The sequence below is a fragment of the Brucella grignonensis genome, from assembly GCF_002252505.1.
Lineage (GTDB): Bacteria > Pseudomonadota > Alphaproteobacteria > Rhizobiales > Rhizobiaceae > Brucella > Brucella grignonensis.
Map to the genome: position 1 here is coordinate 112,718 of NZ_NNRL01000151.1, position 17,656 is coordinate 130,373.

The window sequence follows — 17,656 nt, forward strand, 5'->3', positions numbered from 1 at the left end:
ATATTTCAGTTCGTATTTGCAGCGGCCAATTTCAAGACGCTTTCGCAATCGAGACGTCAATGTGCAGTCTACACCGATGATGCTGCCTTAGCATCCTCTGAAACAGCCAATATGCGCGGCTCGTGCCCCGTCGCAGTCAGAAACCGCAGCAGATCATCGCGTTTGATTGATGTTGTCGCTTCATTGGTCAAAGGATGGCCATTGATGACGTCGTTTTCCATGAGACCAGCGTCGAGGATGACCTGAACATTATGGTCGGTATCATTCACCGCACCAAACACCGTCACGCCACCCGGCACGACACCGAGATATTCCATCAGCTTTTCAGGCTTGCCGAATGAAACGCGGCTGCTGGCACCAATGATCTGATGGATCGACTTGAGATCGACAACAGCTTCCTCGTCTACCGTCACCAGAAAGAAATTGTCCTTCTTGTCTTTCAGAAACAGGTTCTTGGTGTGCCCACCGGCGATTTCCCCGCGCAGGTGCTGTGAATCGGCAACCGTGAATAATGGTGGATGCTCCACCGTTGTAACCTCGATATCGAGATTTTTCAGATAGTCGTGAAGTTCATGCGATGTCAAAGGCATGCTTAACCCTATTCCCCAAGGTGCCAGACTGGCCCACTCTGTTTATTCGTGATTTTATATACTCTTAATGCGCCGAGCTGAACACGCAATATCACAGACTTTCTCAAAGACTGGCTGAGGGCGTCCGGTCCACGCAAGTGAATCACTTAACATGGGAATCTATTGCGCCCCGGGGCGGATGAATGCCAACAGAAACCGCAAAAGCAGCGCTCCATTTGCCCGTCAACACTTGATCAACAGCTCCTCAGACAAAAATAAATATAATAATTTCAGATGATTAGACTGGAATCAGCAGTTTCTTCGCAAGAAACAGCGTTTTCCGCTCATTTCCCTGTTGCAATCTCAAAGTCGTTAGTCCATATAGCGCCTGCCTGACGGAAATGACTGGCGCGAGCGGGTGTAGCTCAGGGGTAGAGCACAACCTTGCCAAGGTTGGGGTCGAGGGTTCGAATCCCTTCGCCCGCTCCAGTTTTCCGATCAGATCTCTCCAAAAATCATAAAAGTAAACATGAATGAGCAGATAAATCTGCGCTTGAATTGCATTCATCGTTATTGATTCCGGCTCAATCAGCTGGTCCGACGTTGAGATATATTCTCAGGAAATCCGGCGATTGCGCGCGAGCACCCAGAGAAGATATACGCCGCCCAACAAACCTGTTGTCAGGCCGATCGGCATCTTCACATTGAGCGGGAAGTGCTGGCTGACGAGATCCGCCCCCACAAGCAAAACCGCCCCCATCAAAGCACTGGCGAGCAGAGGCACGCCCGATGCGCGAGTTAGCCGTCGTACAAGTTGCGGCGCCGCAAGTGCGATAAAGGCAATCGGCCCGGCAGCAGCTGTCGCGACCGATGTCAGCCCAACCGCAGCCAGAACCATGATCAGACGCGTGGTTTCGACCGGGACGCCGAGCTGGCTTGCTGCATCATCACCCATTTCGAGCAGGTTAATGCGCTGCGCGTGATAGATCGCAATCGGTACGACGATGACAAAGCCGAGAATAGCTGGAATCGCATGTGACCATGTCCTCGTGTTGAGCGATCCCGCCAGCCAGAGCTGTGCGGAAGCCGCCTGATCCAGATCACCCACGACCAACAAGACCGTATTGACGCCCGAGAGGACGGCTCCGATTCCGATCCCCACCAGAATAAGCTTGTAGCCGCCGGTGGTGCGGCCTTTCATCGACAGCAGAAACACAATAAGCGCAGTCCCTATACCCGACAAAACTGCAGCCAAGGCCGTCTCAAACGGGCCTGCATTGAATAGAATAATCTGGACGATTGCGCCTGTCGCAGCCCCCGTTGTGAAACCGATAATATCCGGCGATCCGAGTGCATTGCGCGATACCGATTGAAAGATAGATCCGGCCATTCCCAACGAAGCACCTACAAAGAGCGCGGTTACGAGACGCGGAAGACGCACGCGCATGATGATGCGGTCGGTTGTCGGGCTGGCACCATCACCCAAAAGGCTTTTGATGATCTCACTTGGCGTGAAAGACATTGTGCCTGTGCCGATATGCAGAATGCCGAGTATCAGAGCAGCAAGCAGCAACAGGCTACAGATAATAAGCGCTCTCATTCGCCACTGAATGGAGAAGCCGCCGATGCGTAAAACGGATTTTTTCGTGTCGCTCATAGCTTGGACAACCGAAATCTGCGGACAACGAAAATGAAGAACGGACCACCGATAAGCATTGAAACGATACCGGCTGCCACTTCCGAAGGAGCTGCAATCACCCGTCCAATGATGTCAGCGCCAAGCAGCAGAATGGCTGCAAACAATGCCGAATAGGGCAAAATCCAACGATAATTCGGCCCAACGATTGCACGTGCGAGATGCGGCGCGACAAGACCAACAAAGCCTATCGGCCCTGCACCTGCAGTGGCAGCACCTGCCAAAAGCATCACAGTCAGGCAGGACAGCAGCCATGTTGTATATACATTGACGCCGAGTGCAGCTCCCAACTCCTTGCCCAGAGCGATGGCATTCAGTTTGCCCGCTATGGAAAAGGCAATGATCAGTCCAAGCACGACGGAAACGGCCAGGACTGCAATCACATCATAGCCTCTACCTTCAACCGAGCCAGCGGACCAGTGACGAAACTGATCGAAAATGGCCAATGGCGCATTGATAATGATGATCCCGGTGACTGATGCGAGCACCACAGAAACGCCAGCGCCTGCAAGAACAAGCCTTACCGGATTGGTTCCGGCTCCGTTGCTTCGTCCCAGAATGAAGACGGCAACGCCTGCAAGTCCGGCCCCCAGAAATGCAAACCAGACATATTGCGCCATCGATGTCAGATTGAAGGCAACAATTCCAAGAATGACGGCGACCGCCGCGCCTGCATTGATGCCAAGCAGTCCCGGTTCTGCCAACGGGTTACGCGTAACCGCCTGCATCACGGCACCCGCGACACCCAAAGCAAGGCCCGCGAGGATTGCAACGATTGTGCGAGGGATACGCAATTCGCGAATAATCAGATGTTGATCATTCTGGAGATCGGGTAACCACAAAGCCTGCAATGTATCGCCAAGAGGTATAGACCGGGAGCCAAGCGCAAGGCTGGCCAGAACCGCGATGCCAAGCACAAGCAGACCGGCACCAAGACCCCACATTCGCCGCTGGCGCAACGAGACGCGCAAAGCCCGGCTTCTATCAGAAAGTGATGTTAGATCAGACGTCATTTACGAAAATGCGCGGCAACAATATCAATCAGCTGAATCCCAGAATAATAGTCTATCCGAAAAGAAGTAGCACCCAATGGGTAAACCTGTTTGTCCTTGACGGCAGGCAGATTGGCCAGAACCGGATCATTCAAAAAAGCCGTTACGTCAGCATCAACGCCGCGCAGCAGAAACACGGTTTTGCCGGTGATCGCTGCGGACAGGTTTTCATGTGAAATAAAATCAAAATCAGAACTGCGCGTCACCTGCCTCGCCAGTGCTTCAGGCAACCCATCGACCTTGAAACCAAGCGCTTCAAGCAATTGCCCCTGAGCACTTGCTTCTTTGCCAATCGAATAGCTGTTGCCAATATTATACCCGACAATGCTGACGGGCGCTTCGGAACGCGCGATGGTGGCTGCAGCTTTGGCAGCATAATCGTTAAAGCGCGCCACTGCTGCAACGACCTCATCTTCAAGGCCGGTAGCTTTTCCAAATTCGGCTGCAATATCCTGCCAGCTCTGATTGGAATAATTGACGACCATCGTTGGAATGCCCTGCGCTTTCAGCTCAGGATAATGCTGAAGAACACTGTCGGCGCCCGTCGCAGATGCCACGACGAGATCAGGCTCCAGCGCAATGATTGCTTCAATATCGAAATCGAGGTTGGAATAGAGCACCTCAACACCACGCTCATCCGCGACCTTGGCCCATTGTGAAAAGAAGCCCTTGTCGTCGGTCAGCATGCTAGGCGTAGTCGCTGTGCTCGCGATAACCGGCGCGTTGATTGCAAGCAGAATTCCCGTGAGGCTTGGAGCGGTCGAAACAATCCGCACAGGCTTTGACTTTAGCGTCAGCTCGCCAGAATAGTGCTTGATCGTGCGGGGCCATTGATCATCCTGTGCCAGCGCGGCTTTAAATGGCAGCGCAAAAGCCGCAAGCACAGTCAGGAATGAAAAGAGGATTTTCCAGGATTTCATGACCGATCCTTACCGGAGATCGTTTTTCTGCGGTTCTGGCAAAGTGAAAACACTCTGCTAAAATATGATTATTCCACTCCATATTGCAGAACGCATTCTGCAATGCAATACAGATCACATCCAACACACCAATGATTTCTACTGACTTGCCACCGGAACCATAGCAATGATGCATCGCCTTCACGCTGATACCGTGACGCTGAAATATGATGAGAGAACAGTCGCGACTGATTTGTCCGTTTCTATTCCTGATGCATCCTTTACTGTCATTGTAGGGCCGAATGCGTGTGGAAAATCGACACTACTCCGGGCTTTATCACGGCTGTTGAAACCAACGTCCGGGAAGATCATTCTGGACGGCGGCGACATTGCGAGCCTGCCCGCGAAGGAAACCGCGCGCCGGCTCGGCCTGCTGCCGCAAAGCTCGATTGCACCTGAAGGGATCACGGTTGCCGATCTCGTTGCGCGTGGCCGTTACCCGCATCAATCCTTCCTGCGGCAATGGTCCGAAGCGGATGAAGTGGCTGTGGCACGAGCCATGGAAGCCACCAAAATCACCGAACTCGCGGACCGGCCCGTGGATGAGCTCTCAGGCGGCCAGCGCCAACGCGTCTGGATCGCTTTGGTGCTGGCACAAAACACGCCGATCCTGCTTCTCGATGAACCAACAACCTATCTCGATATCGCGCATCAGATCGAGTTGCTCGATCTTCTGGCGCATCTCAACAAACAGGGACGAACCGTCGTGGCGGTCTTGCATGAACTCAATCATGCCTGCCGCTATGCTTCGCATCTGATCGCAATGCGGGAAGGCTCCTTGGTTGCACAGGGGAAGCCTGCCGATATCGTTACAGAAAAGCTGGTCGAAGATGTGTTTGGCCTGACCTCCATCATCATCCCGGACCCTGTTTCCGGTACGCCGCTCATTGTTCCTAAAAGCAGCGCTGCTTAGCTCTCAGGCATTTCCAGCTGCGTGTCGACAATCAGGCCGCCCGTAGATTGATTGACAATGCAGGCTTCATGAAAAAGCGCCCTGCGTTCTTCATCGGTACGAAGCTGGCCGAGGTCGGCGACGGTCGTCATGACACAGACGATTTCGCCCTGCGCATCCAACACAGGTGATGCCTGCCCAGTTACATTCGACAAAAGATGGCTGGTCATCTCTGACCAGCGGTCGCCGCGCACCTTATCCAGTACGGCTTTAGTCGGCGGTGTACCACGAAAACTGGCGGGCTGAACCTTACGAACCGCATCAATGCTGCTCTTTGGCAGGAAAGACTGAAAGACCAGACCGCAGGCCGTGTTATCGACCGGCAAAGTATCGCCGAGCGCCAGCGGGTTTACCGAAAAATAGGCGCTGCGATACCAGCGCACCAAAGTTGGACCACGATCCGTCCAGATCGCCACGCCGCCGCTCATGGCATGACGCTGCGCAAGAGCTTTCATATGCTGTGCGGCGATTTCCACCGCATCGACGCGCTTGAGCGCTCCAATGCCAATGCTGAGCGCCGTTGGTCCGAGATCGTAAAATCCGCTGACCGGGTCCTGCTTTGCAAGCCCTTCCTTCACAAGACTTTGCATATAGCGATGCGCCGTCGATCCGCCTGTACCTGCCCGCTTTGCAACCTCTCCCAAGGCGAGTTCATTCTCGGCATTGGCCAGAATTTTGAGAAACCGTGCTGCAATCGATACCGACTGGATCGTACCGGAGCGTTTATCTCCCACGGTCTCAGCCTCATCAGCCGGAAATTCATCCTGTTCTTTCAAATGCTCCGCCTCCCATCAGAACGATTCCAGATCATCAGAACCATTCGATCTTTTTTCTTCCGCTTTGAGCGATGTTTAGCGTCAAGCTCACACAAAGTCATGCCCGGCATGAAGGCTATTTCCATGATTGCGTTTCAAAAAACTGTGCTTCGCGGAGGTCGACAGGTCAATGCGTTGCTAATGTGCAACATCAACAATCAGTTTGCGCTCATACTGTATTGCGGTATGCATTCCTTATTGCGGAATTGATGCCACAAGGATAACAGAACATGACTTACACACTCATGTTTGGGGCGATCTATGATTATCCGTTCTACCCGTGGCTTTTTCTATAGTGTCAGCGCGTTGACGCTTGTGGCACTTGCTGGTTCGCCTGCCCTTGCGCAGGATGCCCAGACGTCCGGCGAATCCAAAACATTGGTGCTCGATACACTGGTCATTACCGGCGAAAAAGTCGCGCGTGATATCAAGAACACCGCCTCATCGGTGACCGTAATTTCCGCCAAGGAGATCGCTAAAGAAAAAACTGGCGATTCTTCTGTCTCAGAAGCTGTTCGCGGCACACCCAATGTCGTTTACACCGACACCGTCGGTGCACCCGTTATTCGCGGTCAGGACACGCAGGGCCCACACAACGGCCAGAACGTATTCTGGGGCGGCACTGTCCCGCGTGCGACCATCAATGTGGACGGCCACTACCTGAATTATAACGAATATTATTATGGCGGCACCTCCATCTGGGACGTCAATAATATCGAAGTGTTCCGTGGCCCTCAGACAACATCTCAGGGTGCCAATGCAATCGCCGGAACGATCATCGTCAATACGAACGATCCAACCTTCGAACGTGAAGGCGCATATCAGGTCGAAATTGGAAACTACAATTCCAAGCGCAGCTCGATCATGCTGAACAGCCCCATTTATAAAGACGAACTCGCGGCTCGTCTTGCGGTGGACTATTCAGGCCGCGATACATTTATCGATTATATCAGCCCGAATTTCCAATCCGCAGGCACCGATCAGGATTTCAGTGCTCTGACAGCCCGTCTGAAACTTCTCTGGGAACCGGCTGAAATTCCGGGACTGGTGACAAAACTCACCTATTCGCATGCGCGCAGCAACCGGCCGAGCCAGGAAGCGGCATCAGCGCCTTTCGACGAACTGGAGCATCTGACCACATCGATGCCGAGCTGGAAGCAGGATACAAACACCGGTATTCTCGACATCAGCTATGATTTCGACAACGGCATTAAGTTTTACAATCAGACGCAGTTCTCAGCGTCAGCAGTCCATCGCCATACCGGGACACCGACAAATGGCAAGGCGGACATCAACCAGAAAAATATTTCAAACGAAGCTCGCATCACATTCGGAGAGCAGGAAGACATAATCAGCGGCGTCGCTGGCATCTTCTATGCGAACACAAAATCTGATGAAATTCTTCTGCTTCAGGGAACAACCAGCTTTGATGATACCAAAGAAAATCTAGGCCTGTTTGCCGAAGCCAGCTACCGCATCACCGATCAGTGGACTCTGACGGGTGGTCTGCGTTTTCAACAAGACAGCATTCAGCGTATAGGCCAATCGGCACTGACGACGAGGCCCCTCAATTATGATGAGACTTTCTCTGCTGTCCTGCCGAAAATATCGCTGGCCTATGCCGTTACGCCTGACCTGACGGTGGGCGCTATGGTGAGCAAAGGCTACAATCCGGGCGGTGTCTCGCTCAATCTTTCCTCCCGCCAGTGGCATCCTTTCGAAGAGGAAGAGCTTTGGAATTACGAGCTGTTCACCCGGGCCGATCTGCTGGACAACAAGCTGACACTGACCAGCAATTTGTTCTACATGGACTTCAAAAACGCGCAGTATAACATTCCCGTTGTCCTGCCCGACAATCTGGTACAATCCTATACGATCAATGCTGAAAAGGCCCATTCCTACGGTCTTGAGCTTGGTCTGGATTATCAGGTACTCGACAATCTCGCGCTCAAGACAAGTGCCGGCATATTGCGTACCGAGATTGATGAGATTTCCAGCAACAGCGCCTATGAAGGCAAGGAATTTGCTAAATCACCCGGTTACATGTTCAGTATCGGAGCAAGCTGGGACGCAACCGAAAAACTCAACCTTTCAGGTCAGGTGCGTCATACGGACGGATATTATTCCGACATCGCAAACACGCAGGCTTACGTTGTGGACGCCTATACGATTGCCGATGCACGCGTGAGCTATGATTTCCACGAGTCGCTTGAATTGTACGGTTACGTCAAGAACATCTTCGATGAACGCACGCCGACCTACCTGCAGCAAAACCGTGGCATTGGCGGATTGGAAGCCAGCATGACCATGCCACGCACATTTGGTGTCGGCATCAAAGGCAGCTTCTGATCGGCTGCTTTGGAGCGGTTCCAGTTAAGATTGAATCACTGGAACCGTGTCTCACTGTTCGTTTTACACATTTGACCAAAATCACTTCGCACTTTTATCAAATGCTTCAATCAATCAAACTGCGGGCTCTCAGCTCGCGGTTATTGTCTTAAAAACAGACCGGAATTGATCATGGCTCCTCGTAAAACGCTCCATATCGGCATGTCGCTTGCTCCCACCTGGCTGAGCGGCGATGGCTGGCGCCACGCAAACAGCGACATCGAAGGCGCCTTCGGATCAGACTTTTATCTCGATATAGCCAGACGTGCGGAAGCAGCCAAACTCGACTTTGTGTTTCGTCCCGACAGTCTGTTTCTCAACAGCCAGATCATGGAGACCACACCGGGCTTTGCCAGTCTCGATGCAACTTTGCTGATGACAACACTTGCCCGTGAAACCTCAAAGATCGGGTTGCTCACGACCATTTCGACCACTTTCATGCCGCCATATGCTGTGGCACGGCAGGTTCTGTCACTGCATCATCTGAGCAATGGTCGTGCTGGCTGGAACATCGTCACAGCACTGGATGGCAATGTGAATTTCGGCCTTGATGAGATGCCAACATCTGACGAGCGTTATGCGAGAGCAGCAGAGTTTACAGAAGTTGTGCGCGCATTGTGGGAAAGCTTTCCCGGCTCAGCCCTCAAGCGCGACCGGGCCAGCGGAACCTATGCAGACACAGCGCTTATTCAACCGATCGATCACGAGGGCGACTTCTTTAAAGTCAAAGGCCCGCTCAACATTCCTTCGCTTGAGAATGTGCCGATCCCACTTGTGCAGGCTGGAGCCTCGCCTGCCGGGCGCAGTTTCGCTGCCTCGGTTTCGGATGCAATCTTTTCCGCAACACCGGACATCGATGTGGCCATCAATCTGCGCAAAGACCTGCGTTCCCTCGCACAATCCAAAGGCCGCAATGCGGATGACGTGCGCCTGCTTCCCGGCCTCAGCCTCTATCTCGCGCCCACACGCAAGGAAGCTGAAGAGCTGTTTTCCTATACCCACGCGCGTGGCGACCGCACCCGCAAGATTGTCTATATTCGAGATATGACGGGTCTTGATCTCACAGACTGGCCTGAAGATCGATTGATCCGCCCGTCCGATTTGCCGCCACCGCCGGAAAAAGTTCGCAGCAAAACCCATGCCGGATTGTTGCAACGCCTTCTGCAAAAAGAGACGCTCCGCCTTGATGATCTGCTCCGCCGATCGGAAGTTATCAGCGCGGCCCATTGGCAGATCATCGGAACGGTCGATGATGCGGTTGCAGAAATCCGCCAATGGTCTGAAGCTGGAGCGATTGACGGCTTTATCACTGCTCCCGGTGGCTCAACGTCATCGATGCATCTCGCTCTTGACGATTTGATGCCGCGACTGAGTGAAGCGGGTCTCCTCCGCGCCGACTATACCGGCAATACTTTCGCTCATCACCTGAGCGAATAGCCTATCAAGCGAAACTGAAGTCGAGACCGATATCAAGGTTGGGCGCGCTGTGTGTCGTCCATCCCACGGAAATAAGATCAACACCACTGGCGGCGACTGCCGCAACAGTTTCTGGGGTAATACCACCCGAGGCCTCCGCAATCGCCCGACCGCCAATGATTTTCACCGCTTCGCGTAATTGCGCAGGCGACATATTATCAAGCAGTACCGCATCGACACCAATTGCCATTGCTTCATGCAGTTGTTCCAGTGTGTCGACCTCGACTTCGATCTTGACCATATGACCAGCGTGCTCCTTGGCGCGTTGGATGGCTTCACCAACGCTGCCTGCAACCGCGATATGATTGTCTTTGATGAGCACGGCATCATAAAGCGCAAACCGGTGGTTCATGCCACCGCCTGCCCGCACGGCATATTTTTGCGGGGCTCGCAGGCCCGGCATGGTCTTGCGTGTACACACGATTGCGGCCTTCGTGCCCTGAACAGCCTTGACCAGATTGGCCGTAGCAGTCGCAACACCAGACATATGGCCGAGAAAATTCAGCGCGGTACGTTCGGCCGCAAGAATGCTCCGCGAGGAACCGGATACGCGAGCAATCGTCGTGCCCTCTGTCAGAAAATCGCCGTCATCGACCATTCGCTCAAAGACGACCGCAGGATCGACAAGTCGAAACGTCATTTCAGCAACGTCCAGCCCGGCAATGGCGCCCGGCTGACGCAGGCTGAAAACCATAGTCGAACGATGGTTCGAAGGCACAACCGCATTGCTGGTAATGTCGCCTGCAAGTCCGAGATCCTCTAAAAGTGTGGCGCGCACCAGCGGTTCGATGAGCAATGGGGAAAGGCGTGGCAGATCCATCATGCGATCCTCGATAAAGGTTCAGGCAAAGCGATTTCGCGAGCGAGTGCGAAAGCCTGCTCGAATGTGTAATAGCTGCGCTCGGTCGCAGCCGCTTTTCCCGGAAAATCTGTCCGCGCATGACTGCCGCGAGTCTCGCATCGCTCAAATGCTGCGACACTCATAATGAGTGCCACCGCAGCCGCGTCATCCGTCTGTGCAAGCGGCAGAAGCGCTGTAATTGCCGAACGCAAACCGTCCTCATCACGCAACAGACCCAAATGCCGGGAGGCAATTGATCGCAGATAAAGCAGACTGGATGATGATGACTTGGCTTTCGATGCAAGCGGCAGCGTGGCAGCATGCGGTGTAGATGCAATGGCGTGCCCGGCACGAAGCCCCATGACTGCGGCTTCAAGAAGCGAGTTGCTCGCCAGACGATTTGCACCATGAAGGCCCGTTGAGGCAGCTTCACCCACAGCCCATAGCCCCGGAAGGCTGGTACGGCCATCGCTATCGGTAGCCACGCCCCCCATATGGTAGTGGGTGGCAGGCCGCACCGGCATGAGATCGCAAGACGGATCAATGCCGTATTGCTTGCAGAGCGCATCAATGCCGGGAAACCGCTTTGCAAAGCCCTTGCCTAATGGCGCACGTGCATCGAGAAACACTTTGTGACCTTGCACAAGTTGCTGACCAATTGCCCGCGCGACGATATCGCGCGCCGCCAATTCCTGGCCCGGAATATCCCGCATGAAGCGCTTGCCGCGATCATTGACAAGGATCGCCCCTTCACCACGCACAGCCTCACTGATCAATGGCAATCGGGGAGCTGAAACGGCTAAGGCCGTCGGATGAAATTGCACAAATTCCATATCGGCAAGCACCGCATCAGCCCGCCCGGCAAGTGCCGCTCCCTGACCTAGATTGCCAAGCGGTGTGGTGGTTGCCTCATAGAGCCCACCTACGCCACCCGTGGCCAAGACGACGGCACAGCCTGCAACTGGTCCGATGCCTTCAAGCTCGACCCCGCAAACCCACTTTTCATACGTGATAAGGCGCAGCGCACGGGTGTTTTCTTTAATTGTTATAGATGGTGTCGCCCGCACTTTGGCGGCAAGCGCGCGCATGATGCCCGCCCCTGTTGCGTCCCCATCGACATGGACAATGCGGTGACGGCTGTGAGCCGCTTCAAGACCCAGCGCATAAGACCCATCCGGCTTGCGGTCGAAGCGAACGCCATAATCTTCAAGCGTTGCAATCGCCTCCGCAGCAGCTTCAATTATGTCTTTTGCAACAGCCGTGTCACAAAGGTCGGCTCCTGCTGCCAATGTGTCCGCCAGATGCAATGCTGGGCTGTCATCTTCACCAATGCTTGCTGCGATGCCGCCTTGCGCCAGCGCGCTTGAGCCATCGAACACAAAAGTTCCCGCCGTCACCAGCAGCACAGGCTGCGGTGCAAGGGTCAACGCTGTCATCAGTCCGGCGAGGCCACTGCCAATAACAATCACAGGTACTGTACTCATACCGCAAGCATCCGTTCGACCGCGCGGCGCGCAGGCTCGGCAATCGCTGGATCGACCGTTACTTCATGGCGGTTTTCTTCAAGCGCCTGCCGAATATTGGCAAGTGTGATCCGCTTCATGTGTGGGCAGAGGTTGCAGGGCCGGATGAATTCGACCTCTGGATGATCGACAGCCACATTGTCGCTCATCGAGCATTCCGTGAGAAGCACCACGCGTTGCGGCTTCTTCTCGCCGACAAAATCCGACATGACAGCCGTTGACCCGGCAAAATCTGCGGCTTCCACCACTTCCGGCGGGCATTCCGGATGGGCCAGCACCATCACGCCCGGATGGCTCTCACGCAGTTCGCGAATATCGTCAGGGGTAAAGCGCTCATGCACCTCGCAATGGCCGTGCCAGGCGAGGATCTCCACATGGGTTTCCCGCGCGATGTTCTGCGCGAGATATTCGTCAGGGATCATCAGCACGCGTGGCACGCCGAGCGACTCGACCACCTTCTTGGCGTTACCGGATGTACAACAAATATCGGAGACGGCCTTAACCGCAGCCGACGTATTCACATAGGTAATGATCGGCACGCCCGGATGCGCCTCGCGCAGAAGTGCTACATCTTGCGGCGTAATCGAATCCGCAAGCGAACAGCCCGCGCCCATATCGGGGATCAGAACAGTCTTTTTCGGGTTAAGCAGCTTGGCCGTCTCGGCCATGAAATGGACGCCCGCGAGAACGATCACATCGGCCTCAACATCAATCGCCTTGCGAGCAAGCGCAAGACTGTCGCCAACAATATCCGCTACGCAGTGAAAGATTTCCGGGGTCTGGTAATTATGCGCGAGAATAACTGCATTCCGCTTGCGCTTGAGTTCAAGGATTGCCGCGACATCGTCTTCGAACCCCATCCATTCAGCCTTGGGCAGCACCGAGGCTACGCGATCATAAAGCTTTGATACGGAAACGAATTCATTCATGGCGGCCTCCCGAGCAGCGCATAAAATCCCGCTATAGCGGGATGCCTTATTATACTCATTATGAGTATTTCATAGGTGTGAAGTTATACTCGATTCGAGTATATTGTCAATCGCGAGAGATCGGGAGCTTTGTTCCGGCGAGGTGACGCTCCGAAAGCGCACGTTCCTCAACAATCGAATAGCGGAAACGGAACAGTTTTGCCGGACGACCGCCGGTTTCGCTGTCGCTTTCGCCGGTTTCTTCAACGAGATCCTGCTGTTCGATCAGACGACGGAAATTCTGCTTATGCAGCCGCAATCCCGCCAATGCCTCAACGGTGCGCTGCAACTGCAAAAGCGTAAAACTGTCGGGCATCAATTCAAAAACAACGGGGCGATATTTGATCTTGGCCCGCAACCGCGCGATGGCTGTCGCAAGAATTCGGCGATGATCGGCAAACATATGGCGGCCGTTTTCTTCATCGCCTTTTCCGGCCTCGCTCACCAGACCGGCTTCATAGAGCAGTTCATAGCGCTGAAGCACGAGATCTTCATTCCAGCGCTCGCCATTCAGTCCAAACGAGAATGCAATGCGCCGCAAGCGCTGCGCCGTCAGTTCTGCAGATGCCGCCTGATGCGACCAGACCCGCAGACCATTGCTCAAATGGCCAACAACGTCCGGCACACCCTGTCGATGGTCTTCCCATGGCAGATAGTCATACCAGCCGCGCCAGCTGGCCTGTTGGCCAGCCGCATCGTCCTCGCGCACGAGGCCGAGATAGCTGATTGAAATCGTGCGTTCACCCTGCCTGTGACGGTCGCGATCGGCAAAGGTATAAAGCTGCTCGAGATAACCAACAGGATGTGCTGTTTCGGTCTGCACCCAGGCTCGCAACCCAGCCTGCAACGAACGGTGCTCCGTCTCGAACGGACCAGACGGCAAGGCCTGCCCCTGACGCACGGTCATGACGCGTGGCTGTTCCCCTGTGACAGCGGTCAAAACAGCGATCAGCTCGGTATGGGCAATATCATCGGTCAACGCAGCAGCTTCTTTCTCCACTCAACATCCAGAGGCATACAGAACCCTATGAACGGTTGTGCGTTGGATAACACATAAAATCAATTCAAAAGCTTGGCGTCGGCATAAGCTATCCGCCATAAAAAACGCCGCCCATTGGGCGGCGTTTCAATTGGACTAGAGCGTGATGTTTTTAGGTTGAATCGTTATCCCGCTCTAAACTTTTGCTTGAGCATGATTTTATCCGCAAACCGGTTCCCACTTTTCGGAATCATGCTCTAAAACTGTCCCGATTATGGCGTTACGTCAAAGCCAAACCACTTTTCGGAAAGCTTCTTGATCGTGCCATCAGCCTTGGCAGCTTCGATGGCTTCGTTGAACATTTTCTGAAGTTCAGGTTCGTTCTTGCGGATACCAACGGCAACACCACGGCCAAGGATGCCGCCCTTGAAGTAAGGACCGGTCATGACGATGTCTTCATTGCCTGGCTTCTTGGCAGCATCCGTCAAATAAGCCAGCGAAGCAACGACCAGATCGACGCGGCCCGACTTGAGGTCAAGGTCGTGCTGATCGGTGGTCTTGTATTCGCGGATATCGGTTGAATCCTTGAAATACTTGTCGAGAAGCGAAAGGCCGAGCGAAGCTGTCTGAACGCCAACGGTGCGACCCTTGATTTCAGCAGCAACGTCGTCGATTGCCTTCTGGCTCGCTGCTTCATCCTTTGCGAGATAAAGCGTTTCACCAGTGTGCGGCAGCTTGGCGAACGGGCTATCCTTCAGCGTTGCAAAGGTCTGTGGCGTCAGGCCGTAGGAAACGGTGAAATCGATCGTTTCTTCACGCTTTGGGGTCGCGGTCAGACCAGCCATGATAGCATCGAACTTGCCAGCATTGAGCGCTGGAATGATACCGTCGAAAGGCTGTGCAACGAGCGTGCACTCAACCTTCATGCGCGCGCAGAGATCCTTGTAGAGATCGACTTCGTAACCATCCAGCGTGCCATCTGGCTTGGTGAAGTTATACGGACGGAAAGCGCCTTCCGTAGCGATCGTGATCTTGGTCCACTTCTTTTCTTCTGCATGTGCAGAAGCGGTCGTGAGAACCAGCGCAGAAACGAACAGGGCTTTGAACAATCCCACAGTTTTCATTTGGGTCTTCATTTGACTTAACCTTACGCAGTTATTTGCTGACGCGCCTTTTGGCACAAATCAGCGTTGTTTGAAATAATCAGGCCGCATTTTCGTGGCTAATAAACTTGCGGAAACGCTCGGATTTCGAATTTCCGAACACGTCTTCAGGCGCGCCATCTTCTTCGACCAATCCCTGATGCACGAACACCACACGATTGGACACGTCACGGGCAAACCCCATTTCATGGGTTACGACCAGCATGGTGCGGCCTTCTTCAGCCAGACCACGCATAACGCGCAGCACTTCGCCGACCAGTTCCGGGTCGAGCGCCGATGTCGGCTCATCAAAGAGCATGACTTTCGGCTTCATGGCGAGCGCACGCGCGATTGCTGCACGCTGCTGCTGACCACCGGAAAGATGTGCCGGATAGAAATCGCGCTTGTCAGCAATACCAACCTTGGCCAGAAGTGCTTCTGCTTCTTCCACACATTCAGCGCGCGAACGGCCCTGAACATAGATCGGCGCTTCGATGATGTTTTCGAGAATGGTCTTATGTGACCAGAGATTGAAGCTCTGGAACACCATACCAAGCTCAGATCGAATACGCGAAACTTGCTTCTTGTCGGTCGGATAGGCTTCGCCCTTCGAGTTCTTCGCCATGCGAATGGTCTCGCCGGAAACGGTTACAGTACCCGAGGTTGGAGTTTCCAGCAGATTGATGCAACGCAGGAAAGTTGACTTGCCGGAACCGGAAGAGCCGAGGATCGAGATCACTTCGCCTTCACGCGCTTCAAGCGAGATACCCTTGAGCACCTCATTGGCGCCGAAGCTCTTGCGCAGATTTTCAACTTTGAGTGCCACCGGGGCATTTGGAGAGACGACTTTACTCACGATGTTTTTCCTTCGGTGGTGATCTTGACGACGGGCTGGCGCAGATAGGGCGTCAGCTTGTATTCCGCGAACATCAGTGCGCGCGTCAGAACGAAGTTGATGGCGAGATAGATGGCACCCGCAATGACGAATACCTCAATCGCACGATAGGTTTCCGCAATCAGCTTGGCAGCGATACCGGTCACTTCCATCAGCGTAATGATGGAGGCCAGCGAGGTTGCCTTGACCATGGAGATCATTTCATTGCCGTAACCGGGAAGTGCCTGACGGATTGCCAATGGCATGACGATACGACGGAAGCAGGTGAAGCGCGACATGCCGCAGGCTTTTGCTGCTTCGATCTGGCCGCTTGGCACTGACAGAAGACCACCACGAATGATTTCGCTGGCGTAAGCTGCGTTGTTCAAAGTCAGCGCAATGATCGCACACCAATATGGCTCGCGCAGGATCGGCCACAGGAACGAATAGCGGATGACCGGGAACTGGCTGAGACCGTAATAGATGATGAAAATCTGAACCAGAAGCGGCGTGCCGCGAAACACGAACACATAGAGCCGGGCGATCCAGTCGAGAACAGCGACACCCGACAAACGCATCATGGCAAAAAGCAGTGCCAGAATAGCGCCAAATACAATCGAACTTGCAGCGAGCTGCAACGTAAGTGGCACGCCACTCAGCATCTGCATGAAGGCTTCAGAATAAAATTCGAGGTTCATTTTGCCCTCCTGACGCCACGCGAGAAGTGGCGTTCAGCTCTTTGCAGGATGGTGCCTGAGACCGATGAAATCAGCAGATACAACGCACCGGCAATGAGATAGAAATTGAACGGCAGACCGGTCGAGCCGGCACCAATCTGAGCCTGACGCAGAATATCCACCACACCCACAACGGAGATCAGTGCAGATTCCTTCAACGCAACCTGCCAGACATTGCCAAGGCCCGGCAGAGCGTGACGCAGCGCCAGGGGAGCAATGATGCGGCGGAACTTGAGCGCCTGTCCCATGCCACAAGCCGAAGCTGCTTCAAGCTCACCCTTGGAAACCGCACGGAATGCACCACGGAAAACTTCCGTGTGATGTGCGCCGCAAGAAATACCGATTGCCAGCACACCCGCTAGAAATGCCGGAAAACCAACAAAACCCTGCGCGCCGAACATGCGGCCAATCGCGGTCACCGCAGCACTGCCACCGAAATAGAACAGATAAATGACCAGCAGATCTGGTATGCCGCGGATGACTGTCGTGTAACCGTCGGCAATGCCGCGCAGTGCAAGACCGCCGGAAATCTTCGCCCAGGCTGCAAACACGCCGATGATTGCACCAAGAAGAAAGCCGAGAACGGCAAGCGACACACTCACCAATGCGGCCATCATCAGCACATGGCCCCAGCCGTCAGGCCCGAAGCTTAAGATATCGAGAAACGCCTTCATGATGCGTCAGG

General features: G+C 54.1%; 16 protein-coding genes and 1 tRNA gene. 4 read left to right on the plus strand and 13 right to left on the minus strand.

Annotation, left to right across the window (positions count from 1 at the left end; translation table 11 throughout):
• Positions 1 to 68 precede the first annotated feature (68 nt).
• Positions 69 to 590 carry a prolyl-tRNA synthetase associated domain-containing protein gene (locus tag CEV33_RS05140; protein ID WP_094539419.1) on the minus strand — a complete coding sequence of 174 codons (522 nt, stop codon included), beginning with the start codon at positions 588 to 590 and terminating at the stop codon, positions 69 to 71.
• 393 nt (positions 591 to 983) lie between these two features.
• On the opposite strand from CEV33_RS05140, the gene CEV33_RS05145 reads away from it, so the two are divergent.
• Positions 984 to 1,058, plus strand: a tRNA-Gly gene (locus tag CEV33_RS05145).
• A 127-nt stretch (positions 1,059 to 1,185) separates the two neighbouring features.
• Here CEV33_RS05145 and CEV33_RS05150 read toward each other — a convergent pair.
• From CEV33_RS05150 to fepB, 3 genes are all read right to left on the minus strand, one after another.
• Positions 1,186 to 2,226 (minus strand): FecCD family ABC transporter permease, encoded by a 1,041-nt coding sequence (locus CEV33_RS05150; RefSeq protein WP_094539420.1) that lies wholly within the window; start codon positions 2,224 to 2,226, stop codon positions 1,186 to 1,188.
• Complete coding sequence (locus tag CEV33_RS05155; protein ID WP_208620163.1) at positions 2,223 to 3,209, minus strand: FecCD family ABC transporter permease; 987 nt, start codon at positions 3,207 to 3,209, stop codon at positions 2,223 to 2,225. Before CEV33_RS05155 ends, CEV33_RS05150 begins: the two co-directional genes overlap by 4 nt.
• Before the next feature lie 65 nt (positions 3,210 to 3,274).
• Positions 3,275 to 4,237, minus strand: a complete 963-nt coding sequence (gene fepB, locus CEV33_RS05160) for a Fe2+-enterobactin ABC transporter substrate-binding protein (RefSeq protein WP_094539422.1) — start codon at positions 4,235 to 4,237, stop codon at positions 3,275 to 3,277.
• Between the two features lie 166 nt (positions 4,238 to 4,403).
• Here fepB and CEV33_RS05165 point away from each other — a divergent pair, with 166 nt between their 5' ends.
• Positions 4,404 to 5,189: an ABC transporter ATP-binding protein gene (locus CEV33_RS05165; protein WP_094539423.1), complete on the plus strand. Its 786-nt coding sequence runs from the start codon at positions 4,404 to 4,406 to the stop codon at positions 5,187 to 5,189.
• Here CEV33_RS05165 and CEV33_RS05170 read toward each other — a convergent pair.
• On the minus strand, positions 5,186 to 6,004 hold the full coding sequence (locus CEV33_RS05170; protein ID WP_208620159.1) for an IclR family transcriptional regulator: 819 nt from the start codon (positions 6,002 to 6,004) through the stop codon (positions 5,186 to 5,188). The two genes, CEV33_RS05165 and CEV33_RS05170, sit on opposite strands and share 4 nt — an antisense overlap.
• A 300-nt stretch (positions 6,005 to 6,304) precedes the next feature.
• On the opposite strand from CEV33_RS05170, the gene CEV33_RS05180 reads away from it, so the two are divergent.
• The gene (locus CEV33_RS05180; RefSeq protein WP_094539425.1) at positions 6,305 to 8,392 is read left to right on the plus strand and encodes a TonB-dependent receptor; all 2,088 of its coding nucleotides are present in this window, start codon (positions 6,305 to 6,307) and stop codon (positions 8,390 to 8,392) included.
• A gap of 171 nt (positions 8,393 to 8,563) precedes the next feature.
• Positions 8,564 to 9,868: an NtaA/DmoA family FMN-dependent monooxygenase gene (locus tag CEV33_RS05185; protein WP_094539426.1), complete on the plus strand. Its 1,305-nt coding sequence runs from the start codon at positions 8,564 to 8,566 to the stop codon at positions 9,866 to 9,868.
• A 4-nt stretch (positions 9,869 to 9,872) separates the two neighbouring features.
• Here the strand turns inward: CEV33_RS05185 and nadC are convergent, their stop codons facing one another.
• The 8 genes from nadC to CEV33_RS05225 all read right to left on the minus strand — a co-directional run bounded on the left by nadC (position 9,873) and on the right by CEV33_RS05225 (position 17,645).
• The gene (gene nadC, locus CEV33_RS05190; RefSeq protein ID WP_094539548.1) at positions 9,873 to 10,727 is read right to left on the minus strand and encodes a carboxylating nicotinate-nucleotide diphosphorylase; all 855 of its coding nucleotides are present in this window, start codon (positions 10,725 to 10,727) and stop codon (positions 9,873 to 9,875) included.
• Complete coding sequence (locus CEV33_RS05195; RefSeq protein ID WP_094539427.1) at positions 10,727 to 12,232, minus strand: L-aspartate oxidase; 1,506 nt, start codon at positions 12,230 to 12,232, stop codon at positions 10,727 to 10,729. Before CEV33_RS05195 ends, nadC begins: the two co-directional genes overlap by 1 nt.
• Complete coding sequence (gene nadA / locus CEV33_RS05200) at positions 12,229 to 13,200, minus strand: quinolinate synthase NadA (RefSeq protein WP_167388127.1); 972 nt, start codon at positions 13,198 to 13,200, stop codon at positions 12,229 to 12,231. The genes CEV33_RS05195 and nadA overlap by 4 nt, the downstream gene beginning before the upstream one ends.
• A 106-nt stretch (positions 13,201 to 13,306) precedes the next feature.
• Positions 13,307 to 14,218 (minus strand): NUDIX hydrolase, encoded by a 912-nt coding sequence (locus CEV33_RS05205; protein ID WP_094539429.1) that lies wholly within the window; start codon positions 14,216 to 14,218, stop codon positions 13,307 to 13,309.
• 272 nt (positions 14,219 to 14,490) lie between these two features.
• Entirely contained in the window at positions 14,491 to 15,342 is an 852-nt protein-coding gene (locus CEV33_RS05210; RefSeq protein WP_024897597.1) for a transporter substrate-binding domain-containing protein, read from the minus strand.
• A 79-nt stretch (positions 15,343 to 15,421) separates the two neighbouring features.
• The gene (locus CEV33_RS05215; RefSeq protein ID WP_094539430.1) at positions 15,422 to 16,216 is read right to left on the minus strand and encodes an ABC transporter ATP-binding protein; all 795 of its coding nucleotides are present in this window, start codon (positions 16,214 to 16,216) and stop codon (positions 15,422 to 15,424) included.
• Positions 16,213 to 16,932: an ABC transporter permease gene (locus CEV33_RS05220; protein WP_094539431.1), complete on the minus strand. Its 720-nt coding sequence runs from the start codon at positions 16,930 to 16,932 to the stop codon at positions 16,213 to 16,215. Before CEV33_RS05220 ends, CEV33_RS05215 begins: the two co-directional genes overlap by 4 nt.
• Positions 16,929 to 17,645, minus strand: coding sequence for an ABC transporter permease (locus tag CEV33_RS05225; RefSeq protein WP_094539432.1), 717 nt, complete (start codon positions 17,643 to 17,645; stop codon positions 16,929 to 16,931). Before CEV33_RS05225 ends, CEV33_RS05220 begins: the two co-directional genes overlap by 4 nt.
• Positions 17,646 to 17,656: the final 11 nt, after the last annotated feature.